Source organism: Massilia orientalis (assembly GCF_030411975.2).
GTDB lineage: Bacteria > Pseudomonadota > Gammaproteobacteria > Burkholderiales > Burkholderiaceae_D > Telluria > Telluria orientalis.
The window spans coordinates 1-18,696 of sequence record NZ_JASNRB020000048.1 but is presented as its reverse complement, the minus strand read 5'-3'; the positions used below and the strand labels follow the sequence as shown (position 1 = coordinate 18,696).

General features: G+C 67.7%; 17 protein-coding genes and 1 riboswitch. Of the genes, 14 read left to right on the top strand and 3 right to left on the bottom strand.

From position 1 onward, the window contains the following. The first annotated feature begins 312 nt into the window (after positions 1–312). The 14 genes from cobT (at position 313) to QPK29_RS32515 (ending at position 13,912) form a co-directional block, all read left to right on the top strand. Entirely contained in the window at positions 313–1,338 is a 1,026-nt protein-coding gene (cobT, locus tag QPK29_RS32580; RefSeq protein WP_371772303.1) for a nicotinate-nucleotide--dimethylbenzimidazole phosphoribosyltransferase, read from the top strand. Next, positions 1,338–2,120: an adenosylcobinamide-GDP ribazoletransferase gene (locus QPK29_RS32575; protein ID WP_371772302.1), complete on the top strand. Its 783-nt coding sequence runs from the start codon at positions 1,338–1,340 to the stop codon at positions 2,118–2,120. The genes cobT and QPK29_RS32575 overlap by 1 nt, the downstream gene beginning before the upstream one ends. After that, entirely contained in the window at positions 2,117–2,644 is a 528-nt protein-coding gene (cobC, locus tag QPK29_RS32570) for an alpha-ribazole phosphatase family protein (protein WP_371772301.1), read from the top strand. Before QPK29_RS32575 ends, cobC begins: the two co-directional genes overlap by 4 nt. Further along, a riboswitch (cobalamin riboswitch) is annotated at positions 2,639–2,872 on the top strand. (Overlaps the previous gene by 6 nt.) 60 nt (positions 2,873–2,932) lie before the next feature. Beyond that, entirely contained in the window at positions 2,933–4,777 is a 1,845-nt protein-coding gene (locus QPK29_RS32565) for a TonB-dependent receptor domain-containing protein (RefSeq protein ID WP_371772300.1), read from the top strand. Positions 4,778–4,809: 32 nt separating this feature from the next. Then, positions 4,810–5,832, top strand: a complete 1,023-nt coding sequence (locus QPK29_RS32560; RefSeq protein ID WP_371772299.1) for a FecCD family ABC transporter permease — start codon at positions 4,810–4,812, stop codon at positions 5,830–5,832. After that, on the top strand, positions 5,829–6,608 hold the full coding sequence (locus QPK29_RS32555; protein WP_371772298.1) for an ABC transporter ATP-binding protein: 780 nt from the start codon (positions 5,829–5,831) through the stop codon (positions 6,606–6,608). The genes QPK29_RS32560 and QPK29_RS32555 overlap by 4 nt, the downstream gene beginning before the upstream one ends. Next, entirely contained in the window at positions 6,601–7,227 is a 627-nt protein-coding gene (gene cobO / locus QPK29_RS32550) for a cob(I)yrinic acid a,c-diamide adenosyltransferase (protein WP_371772297.1), read from the top strand. The genes QPK29_RS32555 and cobO overlap by 8 nt, the downstream gene beginning before the upstream one ends. After that, the gene (locus tag QPK29_RS32545; protein ID WP_371772296.1) at positions 7,227–8,525 is read left to right on the top strand and encodes a cobyrinate a,c-diamide synthase; all 1,299 of its coding nucleotides are present in this window, start codon (positions 7,227–7,229) and stop codon (positions 8,523–8,525) included. Before cobO ends, QPK29_RS32545 begins: the two co-directional genes overlap by 1 nt. Beyond that, on the top strand, positions 8,522–9,082 hold the full coding sequence (cobU, locus tag QPK29_RS32540; protein WP_371765761.1) for a bifunctional adenosylcobinamide kinase/adenosylcobinamide-phosphate guanylyltransferase: 561 nt from the start codon (positions 8,522–8,524) through the stop codon (positions 9,080–9,082). Before QPK29_RS32545 ends, cobU begins: the two co-directional genes overlap by 4 nt. Continuing rightward, positions 9,076–10,017 (top strand): adenosylcobinamide-phosphate synthase CbiB, encoded by a 942-nt coding sequence (gene cbiB / locus QPK29_RS32535; RefSeq protein ID WP_371772295.1) that lies wholly within the window; start codon positions 9,076–9,078, stop codon positions 10,015–10,017. The genes cobU and cbiB overlap by 7 nt, the downstream gene beginning before the upstream one ends. Further along, positions 10,010–11,002 (top strand): threonine-phosphate decarboxylase CobD, encoded by a 993-nt coding sequence (gene cobD / locus QPK29_RS32530; protein WP_371772294.1) that lies wholly within the window; start codon positions 10,010–10,012, stop codon positions 11,000–11,002. Before cbiB ends, cobD begins: the two co-directional genes overlap by 8 nt. Beyond that, entirely contained in the window at positions 10,999–11,880 is an 882-nt protein-coding gene (locus tag QPK29_RS32525) for a cobalamin-binding protein (protein ID WP_160410939.1), read from the top strand. The genes cobD and QPK29_RS32525 overlap by 4 nt, the downstream gene beginning before the upstream one ends. Then, the gene (locus QPK29_RS32520) at positions 11,877–13,334 is read left to right on the top strand and encodes a cobyric acid synthase (RefSeq protein WP_371772293.1); all 1,458 of its coding nucleotides are present in this window, start codon (positions 11,877–11,879) and stop codon (positions 13,332–13,334) included. Before QPK29_RS32525 ends, QPK29_RS32520 begins: the two co-directional genes overlap by 4 nt. A 176-nt stretch (positions 13,335–13,510) precedes the next feature. After that, positions 13,511–13,912, top strand: coding sequence for a DUF2061 domain-containing protein (locus QPK29_RS32515; RefSeq protein ID WP_371772292.1), 402 nt, complete (start codon positions 13,511–13,513; stop codon positions 13,910–13,912). 3 nt (positions 13,913–13,915) lie between these two features. Here the strand turns inward: QPK29_RS32515 and QPK29_RS32510 are convergent, their stop codons facing one another. The 3 genes from QPK29_RS32510 to QPK29_RS32500 form a co-directional block, all read right to left on the bottom strand. Next, positions 13,916–15,139, bottom strand: coding sequence for a glycoside hydrolase family 5 protein (locus tag QPK29_RS32510; protein ID WP_371772291.1), 1,224 nt, complete (start codon positions 15,137–15,139; stop codon positions 13,916–13,918). A 26-nt stretch (positions 15,140–15,165) separates the two neighbouring features. After that, positions 15,166–17,208: a beta-galactosidase gene (locus tag QPK29_RS32505; protein ID WP_371772290.1), complete on the bottom strand. Its 2,043-nt coding sequence runs from the start codon at positions 17,206–17,208 to the stop codon at positions 15,166–15,168. 100 nt (positions 17,209–17,308) lie between these two features. Continuing rightward, positions 17,309–18,445, bottom strand: a complete 1,137-nt coding sequence (locus QPK29_RS32500) for a helix-turn-helix domain-containing protein (RefSeq protein WP_400189927.1) — start codon at positions 18,443–18,445, stop codon at positions 17,309–17,311. Positions 18,446–18,696 lie beyond the last annotated feature (251 nt).

The following is an 18,696-nucleotide window of genomic DNA, read 5'->3' as shown; positions in this document are numbered from 1 at the left end:
GACTGTTTATTGTTAAAGAACTGTATTCGGTACTGCCTTGCTGCGTTTGCGAATCGTTTTGTTCGTCAGCAGCAGAGGAACGAGATTATGCAGTGTTTCGTTTAACTCGTCAACTCATCTTTTTCATCAGCGCAAGCGGCGTTGTCAAACCACCTAGCTCAACTGTTTGATTTCGCTGAACTTTTCTTGCACCGCCGAAGCAGGACGCGAACTATAGCAAAACGGATCGGGGGTATGCAAGGGGCTTACCGTAAGAATTTTCGAGTTGCTTCTGTGCTATCTTTGCCGGCTTCATCACCCCATGGAGTCCCCATGCGCATCGCCCCCACCAGCAATCCGGATCTCGCCGCCGCCCTCGCCGCCGCCATCAATAACAAGACGAAGCCGCTCGGCAGCCTCGGCGCCCTCGAACGGCTGGCCAGCCGCCTCGGCCTGATCCAGAACACGGTCGCGCCCACGATCCGGCAGCCCGCCATCCTCGTGTTCGCGGGCGACCATGGCGTCGTCGCCGAAGGCGTGTCTGCCTACCCGCAGGACGTCACATGGCAGATGGTCGAGAACTTCCTCGCCCAGGGCGCCGCCATCAACGTGTTCGCGCGCCAGAACAATATCGACCTGCACGTCGTGGACGCGGGCGTCAATCACGATTTCGGCGCACGCCCCGGCCTCGTCGACCGCAAGGTGGCACACGGCACCCGCAACTTCGCGCTCGAACCGGCGATGACGCCGACGCAATGCGCCACCGCGCTGGAACACGGCGCGGCCCTCGCGGCCGACCTGCCCGGCAACGTGGTCGGCTTCGGCGAGATGGGGATCGGGAATACGACGGCGGCGGCAGCCCTGATGCACAAGCTGACGGGGATTCCCGCCGCGGAGTGCGTCGGCGCCGGCACCGGCCTGTCGCCGGACGGCGTGCTGCGCAAGCAGCGCGTGATCGAAGCGGCGGCCGAGCGCCATGCCGGCGTCGACGATCCCCACGCCGTGCTGGCCACGTTCGGCGGTTTCGAGATCGCGATGATGGCCGGCGCCATGCTGAAGGCGGCCGCGCTGCGCAAGGTCTTGCTGATCGACGGCTTCATCGTCACGAGCGCCCTGCTCGTCGCGGCGCGCATCGAACCCGCGATCCTGGATTACTGCGTGTTCGCGCACTGTTCGGACGAATCGGGCCACCGCCGCATGCTGGACGCGCTCGGCGCCGAGCCACTGCTGCACCTGAACCTGCGCCTCGGCGAAGGCACGGGCGCCGCGCTGGCCCTGCCGCTGCTGCACGCGGCCGCGAACTTCCTGAACGAGATGGCGACGTTCGCGTCGGCCAGCGTCAGCGAAAAATCCGCCTGATGCATCAAGTCCGCCTGTTTTTCATCGCGCTGCAGTTCTTCACGCGGCTGCCGATCCCGGCCTGGGTCGGCTTCGAGGCCGCGTGGCTGCAGCACGCATCGCGCTACTTCCCGCTCGTCGGCGTCGTCGTCGCGGCGGTTGCGGCGGGCGTCTATTACGCGGCCGCGCTCGTGCTGCCCGCACCCGTGGCGGCCGTGCTGTCGACCGCGGCGTCGATCTATATTACCGGTGCATTCCATGAAGACGGCTTCGCCGACACGTGCGACGGCCTCGGTGGCGGCATAACGAAGGAACGGGCGCTGGAGATCATGAAGGATTCGCGCGTCGGCGCATACGGCGCGATCGGCATCGTGTGCATACTGGCGACGAAGCTGTCCGCGCTGGCGATGCTGCCGCCGCGCGTGGCCGTGGCCGCGCTGTTCGTCGCGCATCCGTTGTCGCGCCTTGCCGCCACGGCGCTGATCTGGAAGCTGGACTATGTGCGCGGCGAAGGCAAGGCCAAGCCGCTGGCGCAGCAAATGACGACGGCCGAATTCGCGATCGCGACGATCACCTGCGCGCTGCCGGCGGCGTATGTGCTGGCCACGAATGCGATGACGCCGGCCGCCCTGCTGGCCGCGATCATCGCGGCGGCACTCGCCGCGCTGTGGCTCGGCCGCTTGTTCGTGCGCCGTCTCGGCGGCTACACGGGCGACTGTCTCGGCGCCGTCCAGCAGCTGGCCGAAGCGCTCATCCATGTCGCCGTGCTGGCCACGCTGGGCCACGGCGCCTGGAACGCATGACGCTGTACCTGGTCCGTCATCCGCAACCGGACGTCGCGGCCGGCCTGTGCTACGGCGCCAGCGACGTGCCGGTCACCGAAGCAGAACTCGCGCGCGTGCACGCCGGGCTCGCCGTGCCGCGCGACCTGCCCGTCTACTCAAGCCCATTGCGACGCTGCGCCCTGCTGGCCGAACGCCTGGCACCGGGCCGCGTCACGCTCGACGCGCGCCTGGCCGAGATGGATTTCGGCGCGTGGGAACTGCGCCCGTGGTCGGACATCCCGCGCGCCGACGTCGACGCCTGGGCCGCCGACCTGCTCCACTACCGCCCCGGCGGCGCCGAGAACGTGCTGGACGTGGCCCGCCGCGTGCAGGCCTTCGTCGCCGATCTGCGCGCGCCGTCCGCCGTGGTCGTCTGCCATGCGGGCACCATCCGCCTGCTGGCGGCGCTGCATGGCGGCGCACCACTGGAACAGGCCGCGCTCGATGCGGCGCGAACGCCGCATCGCATCGCCTACGGCCAGCTCGTCGTGCTGGGCGTATAATGTCGGCGTTTTGGTGCTCGCGCTCCTCTCTGGGGCGCAGTTAAACGGGAAACACGAAGCGCTTTTCAGACAAGCGCCAACGTGTGCTGCCCCCGCAACGGTAAGCAAGTGCCTGCGCGCTCTCACGCGTGCGCGGCAACCGTCCCCACATACCACTGTGCATCCGCATGGGAAGGTCGGACGGCCATACTTGCCAGCCCGGATACCGGCCAAAAGGTGGAAGCGTCCTGCGCTTCTGTTCACCTGGCTGACGGGGACGTCGGCCGGTTGGTCTACACAATAAAAGTCATGTCCTTTCCTGTTTCCCGGCAAGCGGCCGCGCTTTCGCTCGCATTCGCCGCCGCCGCATCGGCCCACGCCGACCCCATTCCCGACACCGTCATCGTCACCGCCAACCGCACGCCGCAACGCGCCGAAGACGTCATCGCCGACACCGTCGTCATCTCCAGCGACGACATCGCCCGCGCGGGCGCCGGCTCCGTCGCCGACGTGCTGCGCCGCCAGCGCGGCATCGAAATCTCGCGCAACGGCGGCGCCGGCACCAACACCACCGTGTTCCTGCGCGGCGCCAACAGCAACCAGGTCGTCGTGCTCGTCGACGGCGTGCGCATCGGCTCCGCCACCACGGGCGCGGCCTCCTGGAACGCGATCCCGCTGTCGGCCATCGACCATATCGAGATCGTCTACGGTCCCCTGAGCTCCGTGTACGGCGCGGATGCCATCGGCGGCGTCGTGCAGATCTTCACGAAGAAGAGCGAAGGCGCGCCGATGTTCAGCGCCAGCGCGGGCGGCGGCACCTACGGCACCAACCAATACGACGCCAGCGTGCACGGCTCGACGGGCGGTACGCACGGCGTGACGTATGCCCTCTCCGGCGCGCACGAAGAATCGGACGGCTTCTCGTCCACGCGTCCCGGCTCGTCGAGCTACAACGCGGACGATGACGGCTACACGCGCAACAGCGTCAACGGCCGCATCGCGTTGCGCCTGGCCGAAGGGCACGAGATCGGCGCGCAATTCATGCAGAGCCGCCTGAATGCGCAATACGACAGCGGCAAGTCGGCCTTCGACACCCACAACATCCAGGAACTCGACAGCTACAGCGTCTTCCTGAACGACCGCTTCCTCCCGAACTGGCGCAGCAGCGTCCAGGTGGCGCGCTCGGAAGATAAACTGGGCAGCTTCACGAGCACGGCGCCGTCCGGCGCCACCCAGCTGAACACGCGCCAGGACGAGTTCACGTGGCAGAACACGTTCGACATCGCCGGCGACACACTGCAGGTGCTGGCCGGCCACCGCAAGGAAAAAGTCCTGTCCAGCGCCATCGCGGACATCAACCGCACGCGCATCACGAATTCCGTCGCGGCCTCGTACGACCTGCGCCGCGGCAGCCACCTGCTGGACGTCAGCGCGCGCAACGACCACTCGGAATACGGCGGCAAGACAACGGGCGCCGTCGGCTACGGCTATGAATTGACGCAGGACCTGCGCGCCACGGCGAGCTACGGCACGAGCTTCCGCGCCCCCACGTTCAATGAGTTGTACTACCCGGGCTATGGCCTGACGTCGAACAAGCCGGAACGGGGCCGCAATGCGGAAGTGGGCGTGCAGTACCGCGTGGCCGGCGTCGACCTGCAGGCGAACTACTACCGCAATCGCCTGACCGACATGATCGTGTCCGTCACGCCGTGCCCGGGCCGCCCGAACGGCAGCTGCGCCTACAACGTCGACCACGCCCTGCTGGAAGGCCTGACGCTGGCGGCCGACACCCGCATCGGCAACCTGGACCTGCGCGCCAGCGCCGACCTGCAGGATCCGCGCGACGAGACGACCGGCAAGCAGCTGGCCCGGCGCGCGCGCCGCCACGCCAGCGTCGCGGCCGACTACACCGCGGGTGCCGTGGAAACCGGTGTCGAGCTGCAGGCCTCCGGCCGCCGCTTCGACGATGCCGCCAACGCCAACCGCCTCGGCGGCTACGGCCTGCTGAACCTGTACACTACCTGGCACATGACGCGCGACTGGTCGCTGCTGGTCCGCGTCGACAACGCGGCCGATAAGCGCTACGACCTGGCGCGCAACTACGGCACCTCCGGGCGCACGTGGTTCGCGGGTATCCAATATGGTAGCCACTGAGGGAGTCCGCTAACACCATGTTCCGACGAGCCATGCACCCTGTACCACCGCCCTTGCGCCAGCGCGCCATTCCGATCATCGTCACGCTGCTGTGCGTGGCGGCCGCCAGCCTGCTCGTCGCGGGCATGAGCGGATCGATTGCGGTCGCGCCGGCCGAGCTGCCGGACGCGGTGGCGCAGGTGCTGCGCGGCCGGCCCGAATCGCTGGCCGCGTCGCTCGTCGAGCTGCGCGCCGGCCGCGCGCTGATGGCCTTCGTCACCGGCGGCGCGCTCGCGCTGGCCGGCGTCATGATGCAGGCGCTGCTGCGCAATCCGCTCGCCGACCCGTACGTGCTCGGCATCTCGGCCGGCGCGTCGGTCGGCGCGCTGTTCGCGCTCCTGATGATGTGCGCCGCGGCCACCGTGGACGGCGCGGCGATGGCCGGCGCCGTGACGATCGCCCTGCTGCTCTATCTGCTCGCGCGGCGCGACATGCGCAGCGGGGTTGCGGTGGAAGGCGGCACGTCGATGCTGCTGCTGACCGGCACGATCATGCAGTCGGCCAGCATGGCGATCGTCACGCTGATGCTGTCGATCGCGCCGGAGGGGCGCCTGCGCAGCATGGTGTTCTGGATGATCGGCGACCTGGCCGGCGCGCCGCTGCGCATCCTGCCCTGGATCGTGCTGGCCGCGGCGCTCGTGTACGCGCTGCGCAACGCGCGTGCGATGAACATGCTCGCGCTGCACGCGGAAGCCGCCGCCACGCTGGGCGTGCGCGTGGGCGCCGTGCGCAAGGGCCTGTTCTTCGTGTCGGCCGTGCTGACGGCGAGTGCGGTGACGAGCGCCGGCGCCATCGGCTTCGTCGGCCTGATCGTGCCGCACGCCTGCCGCTTCGCGTTCGGCCCCGATCACCGCGTGCTCATCCCGGCCGCCGTGCTGGGCGGTGGCAGCCTGCTCGTGCTGTGCGATACGGTCGCGCGCACGGTCGTCGCCCCGACCCAGCTGCCCGTCGGCGCCATCACGGCGCTGATCGGCGCGCCCGTCTTCCTGTATCAACTGCACCGGATGCACAAATGACGATCGCGACCCGACAACTGGAATTGCGCGCCGGCGACCGCGTACTCGTGCACGGCCTGGACTGGGAGGTGCGCGCCGGCGAATGCTGGTCCATCATCGGCCGCAACGGCGCCGGCAAGAGCACCCTGCTGCGCACCGTGGCCGGCCTGCGCGCGCCCGATGCGGGCACCGTCGCGCTGCACGACCGCCCGCTGCCCGACTGGCCGCCGGAAGCGCTGGCACATGAACGCGCGTACCTGCCGCAGTCGCGCAGCGACGCATTCGCGTACAGCGTGATGGAGACCGTGCTGTCCGCGCGCCATCCTTACCACGCCAACCATTACTGGGAACAGAGCGACGACCACCACGCGGCCGTGAACGCCCTCGTGGCGATGGAAGTCGAGCACCTCGCCGCGCGCGACGTCCGTACGTTGTCCGGCGGCGAGCGCCAGCGCGTGGCCATCGCCGCGCTGCTCGCGCAGGACACGCCGCTGCTGCTGCTGGACGAGCCGGCGAACGCGCTCGACCTGGCGCACCAGGTGCGCACGATGTCGCTGCTGTCGCGCCTGTGCCGGCAGAGCGGCAAGACCATCGTGATGATCGGCCACGACCTGAACCTGGCACACAGTATCTCCACCCACGCCCTGCTGCTGATGGGCGACGGCCGCTGGCACGCCGGCACCGTCGACGACGCGCTGCAGGCACCGCTGCTGAGCAGCTATCTCGGCCACCCGATCGATGCGATCGAGAACAAGGGCCGCCGTATTTTCATTCCCCTGGAGGCCCCTCATGACTGAAATGACCCCTGAACAAACCGCGGAACTGAACGAGCGCCACCGCGCGCGCATGGAACGCAAGAAGGCGATCATCGACGCCAAGATCGCCGCGGCCGACAAGAGGATCGGCATCATCATCGTCAACACCGGCAACGGCAAGGGCAAGAGCTCAAGCGCGTTCGGCATGGTCGCGCGCGCGCTGGGCCACGGCATGAAGGTGGGCGTCGTCCAGTTCATCAAGGGCGCGATGTCCACCGGCGAAGAGATGTTCCTGCGCCGCTTCCCCGACGACGTCGGTTTCCACGCGATGGGCGAAGGCTATACGTGGGAGACGCAGAACCGCGAGCGCGACATTGCCAAGGCCGAAGAAGCCTGGGAACAGGCACGCCGCTTCCTGGCCGATCCCGCCTACGGCCTCGTCGTGCTGGACGAACTGAACATCGCGCTGAAGTATCGCTACCTGGACGTGCACACGGTGATCGCCGACCTGCTCGACCGCCCGGACATGCAGCACGTCGTCGTGACGGGCCGCGCGGCGCCGCCGGAACTGATCGCCGTCGCGGACACCGTGACCGAAATGAACGTCGTCAAGCATGCCTTCAAGGCGGGCATCGCGGCGCAGGCCGGGACGGAGTGGTGATGGCCTCCGGCGCCCGCATGCTGCTGGTCGCGGCCATCGCGTCCGGCCAGGGCAAGACGACGGTGACGGCCGCGCTGGCGCGCCGCCTGCGCCGCATGGGCCAGCGCGTGCACGTCTTCAAATGCGGGCCGGACTTCATCGACCCGATGGTCCTCGAGCACGCGAGCCGCGCGAAGGTGCATACGCTCGACCTGTGGATGGTCGGGCTGGAGCAGAGCCGCCAGCGCCTGGCCCGCGCGGCGCGCGACGCGGACGTCGTGCTGGTCGAGGGCGTGATGGGCCTGTACGACGGCGATCCGTCCGCCGCCGACCTCGCGCGCGCATTCGACCTGCCCGTGCTGGCCGTGATCGATGCGTCGGCGATGGCGCAGACGGCCGGCGCCGTCGTGCTGGGCCTGCGCGACTACGGGCCCGTGCGCATGGCCGGCGTCGTCGCCAACCGCGTCGCCAGCGAGGGACATGCACGCATGGTGGCGGCGTCGCTGCGCGACATCCCGCTGCTCGCGACCTTGCCGAAGCAGGCGCGCCGGCTGCCGGAACGCCATCTCGGCCTCGTCGTGCCGGGCGAAGTCGCCGACATCGACATCATCCTCGACGAACTGGCCGGCCAGTTGCAGCTGGACGAGGCGCAATGGAACGCGCTGGCGCCGCAGCTGCCGGACGAGGCCTTGCCGGAAGAACCGGTGGCGCCGCTGCTGGCCGGGCTCACGGTGGCGATCGCGCGCGACGCCGCGTTCTGCTTCCTGTACCCGGCCAATGTCGACACGCTGGAAGCGCTGGGCGCGCGCATCACGTGGTTCTCGCCGCTCGCGGACGAGCCGGTGCCCGAGGATGCCGACGCCGTCTACCTGCCGGGCGGCTACCCGGAACTGCACGGCGAAGCACTGGCGCGGGCCGGGCGCTGGCAAGCATCGATCCGCGCGGCGCATGCGGCGGGGCTGACTATCCTCGCGGAATGCGGCGGCATGATGGTGCTGGCCGAATCGCTCGCGGACAAGGAAGGCCGCGACTGGCCGATGGCCGGTCTGCTGCCGGGCCGCGTGCTGATGCAGCAACGCCTCGCGGGACTGGGATCGCAGGGCCTCGCGACGAACGCCGGGCAGATGCGCGGCCACACCTTCCACTATTCGCGCCTGGAGACGCCACTCGCCCCCGTCGCGTGGACGGTCAAGCATCCGTCCGGTGCGCAGGGCGAGGCCGTCTACCGCGTCGGGTCGCTGACGGCGTCGTACTTCCACGCGTTCTTCGCCTCCAACCCGGCCGCCGTCGCGAGCCTGCTGCAGGGAGAGCTGGAATGAGTCGCACCCTCGTCCTCGGCGGCGCCCGGTCCGGCAAGAGCGGGCTGGCCGAACGGCTCGCGCGCGCGTCCGGCAAGGACGTCGTATATGTCGCGACGTCGTATGCGGGCGATGCCGAGATGGCTGCGCGGATCGAGCATCATCGCGCGCGCCGGCCGGCCGGGTGGACAACGGTGGAGGAAGCGACGGCGCTGGCGGCCACGTTGCGGACGTTGTGTGCCCCTGGGCGCATCGTGCTCGTCGACTGCCTGACGTTGTGGCTGACGAACCTGATGTTCTCCACGCAGCGCGAATTTCCCGAGGTCGGCCCCATCGACCTGCCGCCGCTGTTCGTCGATGAACGTGCCGCGCTGCTCGACTGGCTGGATGCCAAGCCCGCCGGCGACGTCGTCTTCGTATCGAACGAAACCGGCATGGGCATCGTGCCCTACGGCGCCGTGTCGCGCGCCTTCGTGGACGAAGCGGGCCGCCTGAACCAGGACGTCGCGGCGCGCTGCGACCGCGTGCTGTTCGTCGCGGCCGGCCTGCCGCTCGTGCTGAAGGGCGCACCATGCTGAGCGGGCTGGCGCCCACGACGCTTGCGCTGGCGCTCGTCGCCGGCATCGTGCTGGACCTGTTGCTGGGTGAAGCGCGGCGCTGGCATCCGCTCGTTTGCTTCGGCCGGCTGGCGTCCGCACTGGAACGCCGGCTCAACGGGGGGCGCTCGCGCATCGCACGCGGCCTGCTCGCGTGGATGCTCGCCGTACTGCCGTTGTCGCTGCTTGCGTGGCTCGCGTGCGCGTACGCCGGCGCGGCCGTCCATGCCGTGCTGCTGTACCTGGGCATCGGCCTGCGCAGCCTGCGCGACCATACGTTGCCGATCCATGCGGCGCTCGTGCGCGGCGATCTCGATGCGGCGCGCGGCCTGACGGCGCACATCGTCAGCCGCGACACGGAGCAAGCCGGCGAATCGGACCTCGCCAAGGCCGGCGCCGAATCGCTGCTCGAAAACGGCAACGACGCGGTGTTCGGCACGCTGTTCTGGTTCCTCGTCGGCGGCGGCGCGGGCGTCGTGCTGTTCCGCCTCGCGAACACGCTGGATGCCATGTGGGGCTACCGCAATGCGCGCTTCAACCTGTTCGGCCGCGTGGCCGCACGCATCGACGATGTGCTGAACTACGTCCCTGCGCGCCTGACCGCCCTGTCGTACGTACTGCTGGCGGAACGGGGCCGGCTGCGCGCCTGGCGCTGCTGGCGCGCGCAAGCGCCCGCGTGGAGCAGCCCGAACGCGGGCCCCGTGATGGCCAGCGGCGCCGGCGCGCTGGGCGTGCAGCTCGGCGGCGCGGCCGTGTACGACGGCGTGACGGAACAGCGTCCCCCGCTCGGCACCGGTCCGGACGCGTGCGCGGACGACATCCTGCGCGCCTGGCGCCTCGTGTGGCGCACCACGCTGCTGTGGGTCGTCGTGGCCGGCGGCGCACTGTTCGTACTGGATGGAGCGATCCATGCTTGAACACGGCGGCAACCTGCGCGCGGCGCAGCAACGCTACGGCGGTACGGACTGGATCGACCTCTCCACCGGCATCAATCCGCACGGCTATCCGGCGCCGGCGCCGACGCCGGACGCGTGGCACCACCTGCCGGAACGGGATCCGGAGCTCCTGCGTGCCGCATGTGCGTACTACGGCGCACCGCAGTTGCTGCCGGTCGCGGGCACGCAGGCGGCGATCCAGGCCCTGCCGCGTCTACGGGCAGAACTTGCCGGGCCGGCGCGCGTGACGATGTCCGCGCCGTCGTATGCGGAACACGCGCACCACTGGGGCCGCCACGGCCACGTCATGCATCAGGTGGCGTACGATGCGCTCGACGATGCGGTGGACGGCAGCGACGTGGTCGTCGTCGTCAACCCGAACAATCCGACCGGGGCGACGGTGGCGCCGGACCGATTGCTGGCGTGGGCCGAACGGCTCGCGGCGCGCGGCGGCTGGCTCGTCGTGGACGAGGCATTCGGCGACACGGCGCGCGCACTCAGCGTGGCGGCCCACGCCGGCCGGCCCGGTCTCGTCGTGCTGCGCTCCGTCGGCAAATTCTTCGGCCTGGCCGGCTTGCGGCTCGGTTTCGTCGGCGCGGACACTCCCCTGCTGACGGCACTGGACGACCTGCTCGGGCCATGGACCGTCAGCGGCCCGGCTCAGGAGATCGCGATCGCCGCGCTGCGCGACCACGGCTGGCAACAGGCCACGCAAACGCGCCTCGCGCGCGACGGCGCGCGCATGCACGCGCTGCTGGCGAACCATGGCATCGACACGCACGGCACCCCGCTGTTCCACTGGTGGGCAGAGCCGCGCGCCGAGGCCTTTCATGAACACATGGCGCGCCGCGCGATCTGGGTGCGGCTGTTCCCCGGCGCGGCACGCGGCATCCGCGTCGGCCTGCCGGGGAACGAATCCGCATGGCGGCGCATCGAACAAGCACTCCGGGAATGGAACGACACATGAAACGACCGATCATCACCGCCGCCGCGCTCCTGTGCGCAGCCAGCCTGCAGGCGCAGGCCGCCATCAGCGTCAAGGACGACGCCGGCGCCACCGTCACCGTCGCGAAGCCGGCCCAGCGCGTGATCTCGCTGGCGCCGCACGTCACCGAGCTGCTGTTCGCGGCGGGCGGCGGCAGCCATGTCGTGGGCGTCGTCTCGTACAGCGACTTTCCCGAGGAAGCGAAGAAGATCCAGCAGATCGGCTCGAACCGCGAAGTCGACCTGGAACGCATCATGGCGCTGAAGCCCGACCTGGTCGTCGTCTGGCGCCACGGCAGTTCCGAACGCCAGATCGAGATGGTGCAGAAGCTCGGCATCCCGATGTTCCACAGCGAGCCGCAGAAGCTGGAAGACATCGCGGACAACGTGCAGAAGCTCGGCCAGCTGATGGGCACCGACGCCGTCGCCGGTCCCGCGGCAGCGAGCCTGCGCGGCAGGATCGCCGACCTGCGCGCCCGTTATGCGAAGCGCCCCGTCGTACGCAGTTTTTACCAGGTGTGGGACAAGCCGCTGTACACGCTGAACGGCCGCCACATCGTCAGCGACGCGCTGCGCCTGTGCGGCGGCGAGAACATCTTCGACAAGCTGCCCGTGACGGCGCCCGTCGTGTCGGTCGAAGCCGTGCTGCAGGAGAATCCGGAAGCGATCTTCGCCACCGCGGAAAAGAACTACGGCGGCGTGAGCCTGTGGAAGCCCTACGGGACACTCACCGCCGTCCGCAACAACAACCTGTTCACCATCGACGGCAACCTGCTCAACCGCTCCGGCCCGCGCATGATCGCCGGTGCCGCGCAGCTGTGCGAGAAGCTCGAACTGGCGCGCAGCCATCGCGGCAAATGAACCGCTTCCCTTACCCTACCCTGATGGTGCAGGGCACGACGTCGGACGCGGGCAAGAGCACGCTCGTCGCCGCGCTGTGCCGGCTGCTGGTGCGCCGCGGCGTGCGCGTGGCGCCGTTCAAGCCGCAGAACATGGCCCTGAACAGCGCCGTCACGAGCGACGGCGGCGAGATCGGCCGCGCCCAGGCGCTGCAGGCCGTCGCCGCGGGACTCGAACCGCACACGGACATGAACCCGGTGCTGCTCAAACCGTCGAGCGACACGGGCGCGCAAGTCGTCATCCACGGCCGCGTGCGCGCCGAGATGAATGCGCGCGACTACCACCAGTACAAGACGGTGGCGATGCAGGCCGTGCTGGAATCGCATGCGCGGCTGCGCGCGCAATACGACGCCGTGATCGTGGAAGGCGCCGGGAGCCCGGCCGAGATCAACCTGCGCGACCGCGATATCGCCAATATGGGGTTCGCGGAGGCGGTCGACTGCCCGGTGATCCTCGTCGCCGACATCGACCGCGGCGGTGTGTTCGCCCACATCGTCGGCACGCTCGCCTGCCTGTCGGACAGCGAACGCGCGCGCATCAAGGGCTTCGTCATCAACCGCTTCCGCGGCGACATCAGGCTGCTCGAACCGGGCCTGGACTGGCTGGAAGAACAGACGGGCAAGCCGGTGCTGGCCGTGCTGCCCTATCTGCACGGGCTGTATCTCGATGCGGAAGATGCCGTGCAGGCCGTGACGCCCGGGACCGGCGCGTTCCGCGTGGTCGTGCCCAGCTATCCGCGCATGAGCAACCACACGGATTTCGATGCGCTGCGCGTCCATCCCGACGTCGACCTGCGCTTCGTGCGCGAAGGCGAGCCGGTGCCGGACGCGGACCTCATCATCCTCCCCGGCAGCAAGAACACGCGCGGCGACCTCGCCTGGCTGCACGCGCAGGGCTGGCCGGAGCGCATCCGCCGTCACCTGCGCTACGGCGGCAAGGTGATCGGCATCTGCGGCGGCTTCCAGATGCTGGGAGCCTGCGTCGACGACCCGCACGGCGTGGAAGGCGCGGCCGGCCACTCCAGGGGGCTCGGCCTGCTGGGCCTGGGCACGACGCTGACGCGCCAAAAGCGCCTCGCGCAGGTGACCGGCCGCTGCGTGTTCGCGCCCGATGCGCTGGAGGCGGCGGTTACCGGCTACGAGATCCACATGGGCGTGTCGACGGGCGATGCGTTGTCCCGGCCGGCGTTCGAGATCGACGGCCGCCCGGAAGGTGCCTGCTCGGACGATGGCCAGGTGCTGGGTACCTATCTGCACGGGCTGTTCGACCATGCCGATGCGTGCACGGCGCTGCTGCGCTGGGCGGGGTTGCACAGCGCGCATGTCGTCGACACGGCGGCGCTGCGGGAGGCGAGCCTGGACCGCATCGCGGATGCGGCGGCGCCGCTCCTCGACCGGCTGCTGGCGCTCGCCTAGCCGCCGTGCCCAGCGCCGACATCGGGTAAATCCGTAGGCCGGGCGGCAGGTCCGTCACGGGGGCGCTCCTCGGTGGTCGATAAAGCCAGCCTATCGCCGGCTTCAAATCATCCGATTGGCCCACTCAAATGAGAATCGATATCATTTGAGCGAGCTGGACGATAAAGGAGAATCTCATGGCAGCGGCACGCAAAGGCAGTCAGGTCATCACGCACATGGCGATCGGTTTCGCGATCGCCTATGCGTTCACGGGGTCGATCGCGCTCGGCGGACTCGCCGTGGTGGTCGAACCCGTGCTGAACGTGCTGCTGCTGCCGTTCCACGAACGGGCGTGGGCACGCGGGGTGCATGCGGCCAGCGGGCGGCGCCGCTACCTGCTGGCCAGCCTCGAGAAAATCAGCCAGGCCGCGATGCACGCCGTCATCGCCTTCCTCGTGCTGTACCTCGCCACTGGGTCGGTGGCCTTCGGCGGCATGGCGGCGCTGCTCGAACCGGTCTGCAACGTGATCCTGATGCCGCTGCACGACTGGTTGTGGGACAACGCGATCGGCCGCGGCGTCAGTACGTCCCCGACTTGACCATCACTCCCCGGACGCGCCCTCGCGCATCGCATCGAGCGTCTGCCGGTCGAAGACCGTGCCGTTCTTCCGGTCGAACAGGCCGAAGCTGTTCGGACCGAGATCGCCCGTGTCCCAGTAAAACGGGATCATGCCGTTCTTCAGGGCGGTCTTGACGACGTACTTGTGATAGTAGGCGCGGCTGGCGAGGTGCAGCTTGAGATCGTCGCCCGTCAGTTGCGAGCGGCGGATCGCGCCGAATTCGCCGAGGAGGACGGGGATGCCCTTGTCCACGAACTGCGCTTTCATGCGGCCGAACAGGTCGTCGACCAGTGCCTCCTCGCCCGCGGTCGCATTGCGGGCGGTGTCGGTCCTGGAGTGATACGCCGCGCCCCAGTAATAGGCTTGCTTGCCCCACGCCTCGTCCTTCGTCATCAGGGCGAAGTTGAACGGGGTATAGAAGTGGACTTCCGCCATCAGGCGGCCGGGGACGGTATCGGTCGGCATGGCCGTCATCAGCTTGTTGGTCTTCTCGATGTCGGTGCTCGGCCCCTGGACCACCAGCACGCGGTAGGCGTTGCGGCCGCCGGTCGAGCGCACGGCATCGACGAAGGTCTGATGGTACGACGCCAGGATGGCCATCTGGCCGGCGTCCTTGACGTCCGGTTCGTTGGCGCTGGCGAAGAGCACGTGGCCATCGAAGTCGCGCAGCAGCGTGGCGATCTGTTCCCAGTACGCCTTCTGTTTCGCGTTGACGGCGGCCTGCCTGTCGGCCGTGAAGTTCTCCTGGAGCCAGCCGCCGTCCCAGTGGATGTTCACCAGCACGACCATGTCGTTGTCGACGCAGTACTGCACCACCTGCTTCACACGGGCCAGCCAGGTGTCGCTGATCTTGCCCGTCTTCGGGTCGGCATACTGGTCCCACGCCACGGGCAGGCGGATGGCATCGAAGCCGCCCTGCTTGACCAGCCGGATCAGGCGATCGCTGACGAGCGGATTGCCCCAGTTGGTCTCGCCGCCGATGGCTTCCATCGTATTCCCGACGTTCCAGCCCAGGCGCATCCTTCCCGCCATGTGCACCGCGTCGTCGCGCATGCCCGACATGTCGGCGGGCAGCGGGTTCGGATTGTAGCTGGGGTAGTGTACCGGTACCGGCGCCGGCGTCCGGGCGCGCAGCGCGGCGAGCGCCAATCCCAGCAGCAGCAGCGCGGCGCAGGCAAGACCGATCTTCTTCATGAAACGATTCATTCCGTCTTCCAGAACACGGTTGGCGCTTATTTGCGCAGCAGCTCCGCGCCGAAGGGCTCGAGCCGCAGCGTGCCGCTCCACGCGCGGCCACCGAGCACGCCGGTGGCAGTACCGTCGAACTTCACGTCCTGCGGTTGGGTCGTCGTGTTGACGTACAGCGTGCGGCCATCGACCTCGCGGGCATAGACGCCTTCCGGTGTCGCGGGCCCCCGCTTGATGCCAAGTTCGCCGTACAGGCTGCGGTACAACGCCTGCATGACGGGGCGCTGCGCGGCCGTGGCGACGTAGATCGCCCTGCCCTTGCCGTAGCGGTTTTCGGTGATCGCGGGCGGCGCATCCGGCACGTTGGTCAGGCGCGCGACGACCTTCGCGGTGGACGGCTCCAGCACTTCGTAGAACTTCGTCGTCGTCGTCACGGTCTTGCCGTCGAAGCCGACGTCGAGCGGCGCGTCGGCGTTGTAGTATTCGCTGGTGCGCAGGCCGAACACGTCGCTGAGGCGGCCCGGCAGCGGGGTGTCGAACCATTGACCGGTCTCGCTGACCTTCGCGGAGAACGCCGTCATCACGACGGTACCGCCGTCCTGCACGTAGCGGCGCAGCGCGTCCGCACTCGCCTTGTCCATCAAGACGTCGGCCGCCACCACGACCATCTTGTAGCGCCGCAGGTCGCCATGGCCCACGTGGATGACGGCGGTGTCGATGTTGTCGTTGAAGATGGGCGCGAACGCGTTATGGATCTGGTCCATGTACGGGATCGTGAAGTACTGGCGCATCGTGTTCGACGGCCCCGGCGGCGTCGAGGCGTTGCGGCTGTCGAACGAGTACGCGAACGCGACCTGCGGTTCGGTGTGGCGCGGGAAGCCCAGTGCCTGCAGCGTCTTGAACTCGCGGGCGATCGTGCCGAATTCCCACAGCTTCCACGACGGCTTGCTGTCGTGGTCGAGGAGGCCCATCAACGCCTGCTCCTCGCCGCCGAGGTGGGAATTGTACGTCCATGCCATCACCGACTGGGCGCCGAGCAGCAGGCCGAAATGAGCCCACATGCGCGAGCGCCCTTTGGTCCCGTAGTAGCCGCCGCCGCCCGCAGTGAACTCGTTGAACCAGATGGGCGTGTCCAGGCCGGCCTTCATCATCAATGCTTCAAAGCCGGATCCGACCGGCTCGCCCGGATAAAAGCCCATCGCGCCGTAATGCGCGTACTGGCGATACGTCGACAGATAATCGAAGCCCTTGCGCCCGGCGCTGTCCCACAGGTTCGAAATCGCCGGCTTGTCCGGCGCATACTTCACGCGCACGGCTTCGAGGTCCTTCAGCACGGCGATCGTGTTGTCGGACCAGAAGCGGCGCAGGTCGAGGTTGCGCTCGGCCGGGCCGGGACCGTCCGCATACGGCAGTTCCACTTCGTCCCACGACGACAGGTGGCGCGACCAGCGCTGGGTCGCCCATGCCTGGTTCAACGCATCCAGCGTACCGTATTTGCGTTTGAGCCAGGCGACGAAGCGGGTCCGGTCGGCCTTCGAATACGACATGAACGTGTTGCCGATCTCGTTGTCGAAGCCGATCGCGATCACGGCAGGATGCTTGCCGTAGCGCTGCGTCAGCTTCTCGGCCAGACGGACGGCGTGGCGGCGGTAATCCGGGTCGCTGATGTCGAGCATGTAGCGCTCGGCCGGCTGCACGGTCGCCCCCTGCGCATTCACGAGGTTCACGCCGGGGTATTTGCGATGCAGCCACAGGGGCGCCGGCGTGCCGGGGATGTCCACGATCACCTTGATGCCGTTCGCCTGCATGGCGTCGACGATGCGGTCGAATTCGGCGAACTTGAACTTGCCGTCTTCGGGTTCGAAATAATCCCAGGACAGGTCGCCCATCCGGACGACGTTGAACCCGGCCTTCTTCATCAGGGCGATGTCCCGCTGGATCTGGTCGGGTGTGCGGTCGACGGGCTGGTAGCACGTCCCGACGAACAGTTGTCCCGGGCCGGGCCAGCCTATGGGTGCGGCGAGCGGAAACGTGACAGGACCGGCCAGCGTGGCCAGGGCGAAGGCGATCTTTGCGATGAGTTTCATTTCGGATATTTGAAAGTTTCTCGACCACAAAAGGATAACGGTGCCCAGCGCCGTCTCATTAACGACAATGCGGAAGATTTGGCAAAAAATGCAGGATTTGTTATGAGTCGTGCTGCTCCTGCTGCGCGGTGCTCGCCACGGTCTTGAAGACCTTGGGCGTGCAGCCGTATTCTTCCTTGAACAGCTTGTTGAAATACGAGACGTTGGCGTAGCCGACGGAATAGGCGACCTCGGCCACGGTCACGGCGGGCGCCTCGGTGAGCAGCCGGGCCGATTCCGTCAGCCGCAGTTTTTTCAGATACGCCGTGAACGTCATGCCGAGTTCCCCCTTCAGCACTTCATTGACCTTGTTGCGGTTGGCACCCGTTCCCGCGACGACGCTGTCCAGGTCCAGGTCGGGATTCGTATAATTCGTCGCGATGAAACGCAGGACGGCCGCCTTTTCCTTGTCCTTGAACGGTTCGAGTGTCAGCTGCCGATAGGCGACGAGCGGCAAGTCCTTCCTGAGCTTGGTGTCCAGGCTGGCAGACAGTTCGCGCGAGTGGGCCCGGAAAAACCAGAACGCGAACGCGCACCAGCTGCTCACGAGGATGATCGCCAGGGCGACGAGATATCGATAATCGCGGCCATGTAACGTCACGCCACTGATCTCCACGCGGCTGTCGCGGTCGCGTGGGGTCTGCTGGCTGACACCGAAGACGAATTTCGCCACCTGGTTCAGTTGATAAGACTGATGCGACAGGTCGAGATGCATCCTGTCGTACCACCACTGCGGAATGGTCAGCCGCGTCAGGTCCAGCGATACGGGCGTACCCTTCTCATTGCAGGAGAAAAACGTGAGCGGCGACGGGTAGGTCAGGTAGTCGCCCGCCTTCGAGATGGTCGCGTCGAATGTCGGCAAGGCGAATATGAGGGCGTTCATTGGATTGCATTTGGCCGTGAACGTGATGGTGTCGAATCTCGACAAATCCACCGGCACGGCATTGCCTTCGCCGTCCTCGAACAACATGTCTGCCGAGACGAATGGATACGTCGTCGCCCGCGTGAGCCGGAAGTCGAAACGCAGCGATCGCTGGGCGGTCTCGATGACACGTATCGTCGAGGTACCGCCCTCTGGCGCGTCCGTCTTCGTGACCGGGCGCCAGTACAAGCCCCCGCCGCCCGGCGGCATCAGCGCGGCGGATGGATAACTTTGGTACACGCACAGGCAGGCGATCAACGCGTCCGCGAGCAGCAACAAAAGGAGCGCATAAAGCGCTTTTTTATAGAAATTTTGCATCTTGCCTACATCGGGTGTCTCGTGAGGAAAGCTTAGCGCCGCCGGCGCATGAAAGCGTAACAGGGCTGCAGTTTTTTTTATGACGATGCAAAAATTTTCGTTTTCAGGGCAGTTTTGCTATTGGCGGCAGACGGCGCTGAAAAGCAAAAAGCCCGCTCAGTGCATACTGAGCGGGCTTTTCTAATAACTAGCCTGACGATAACCTACTT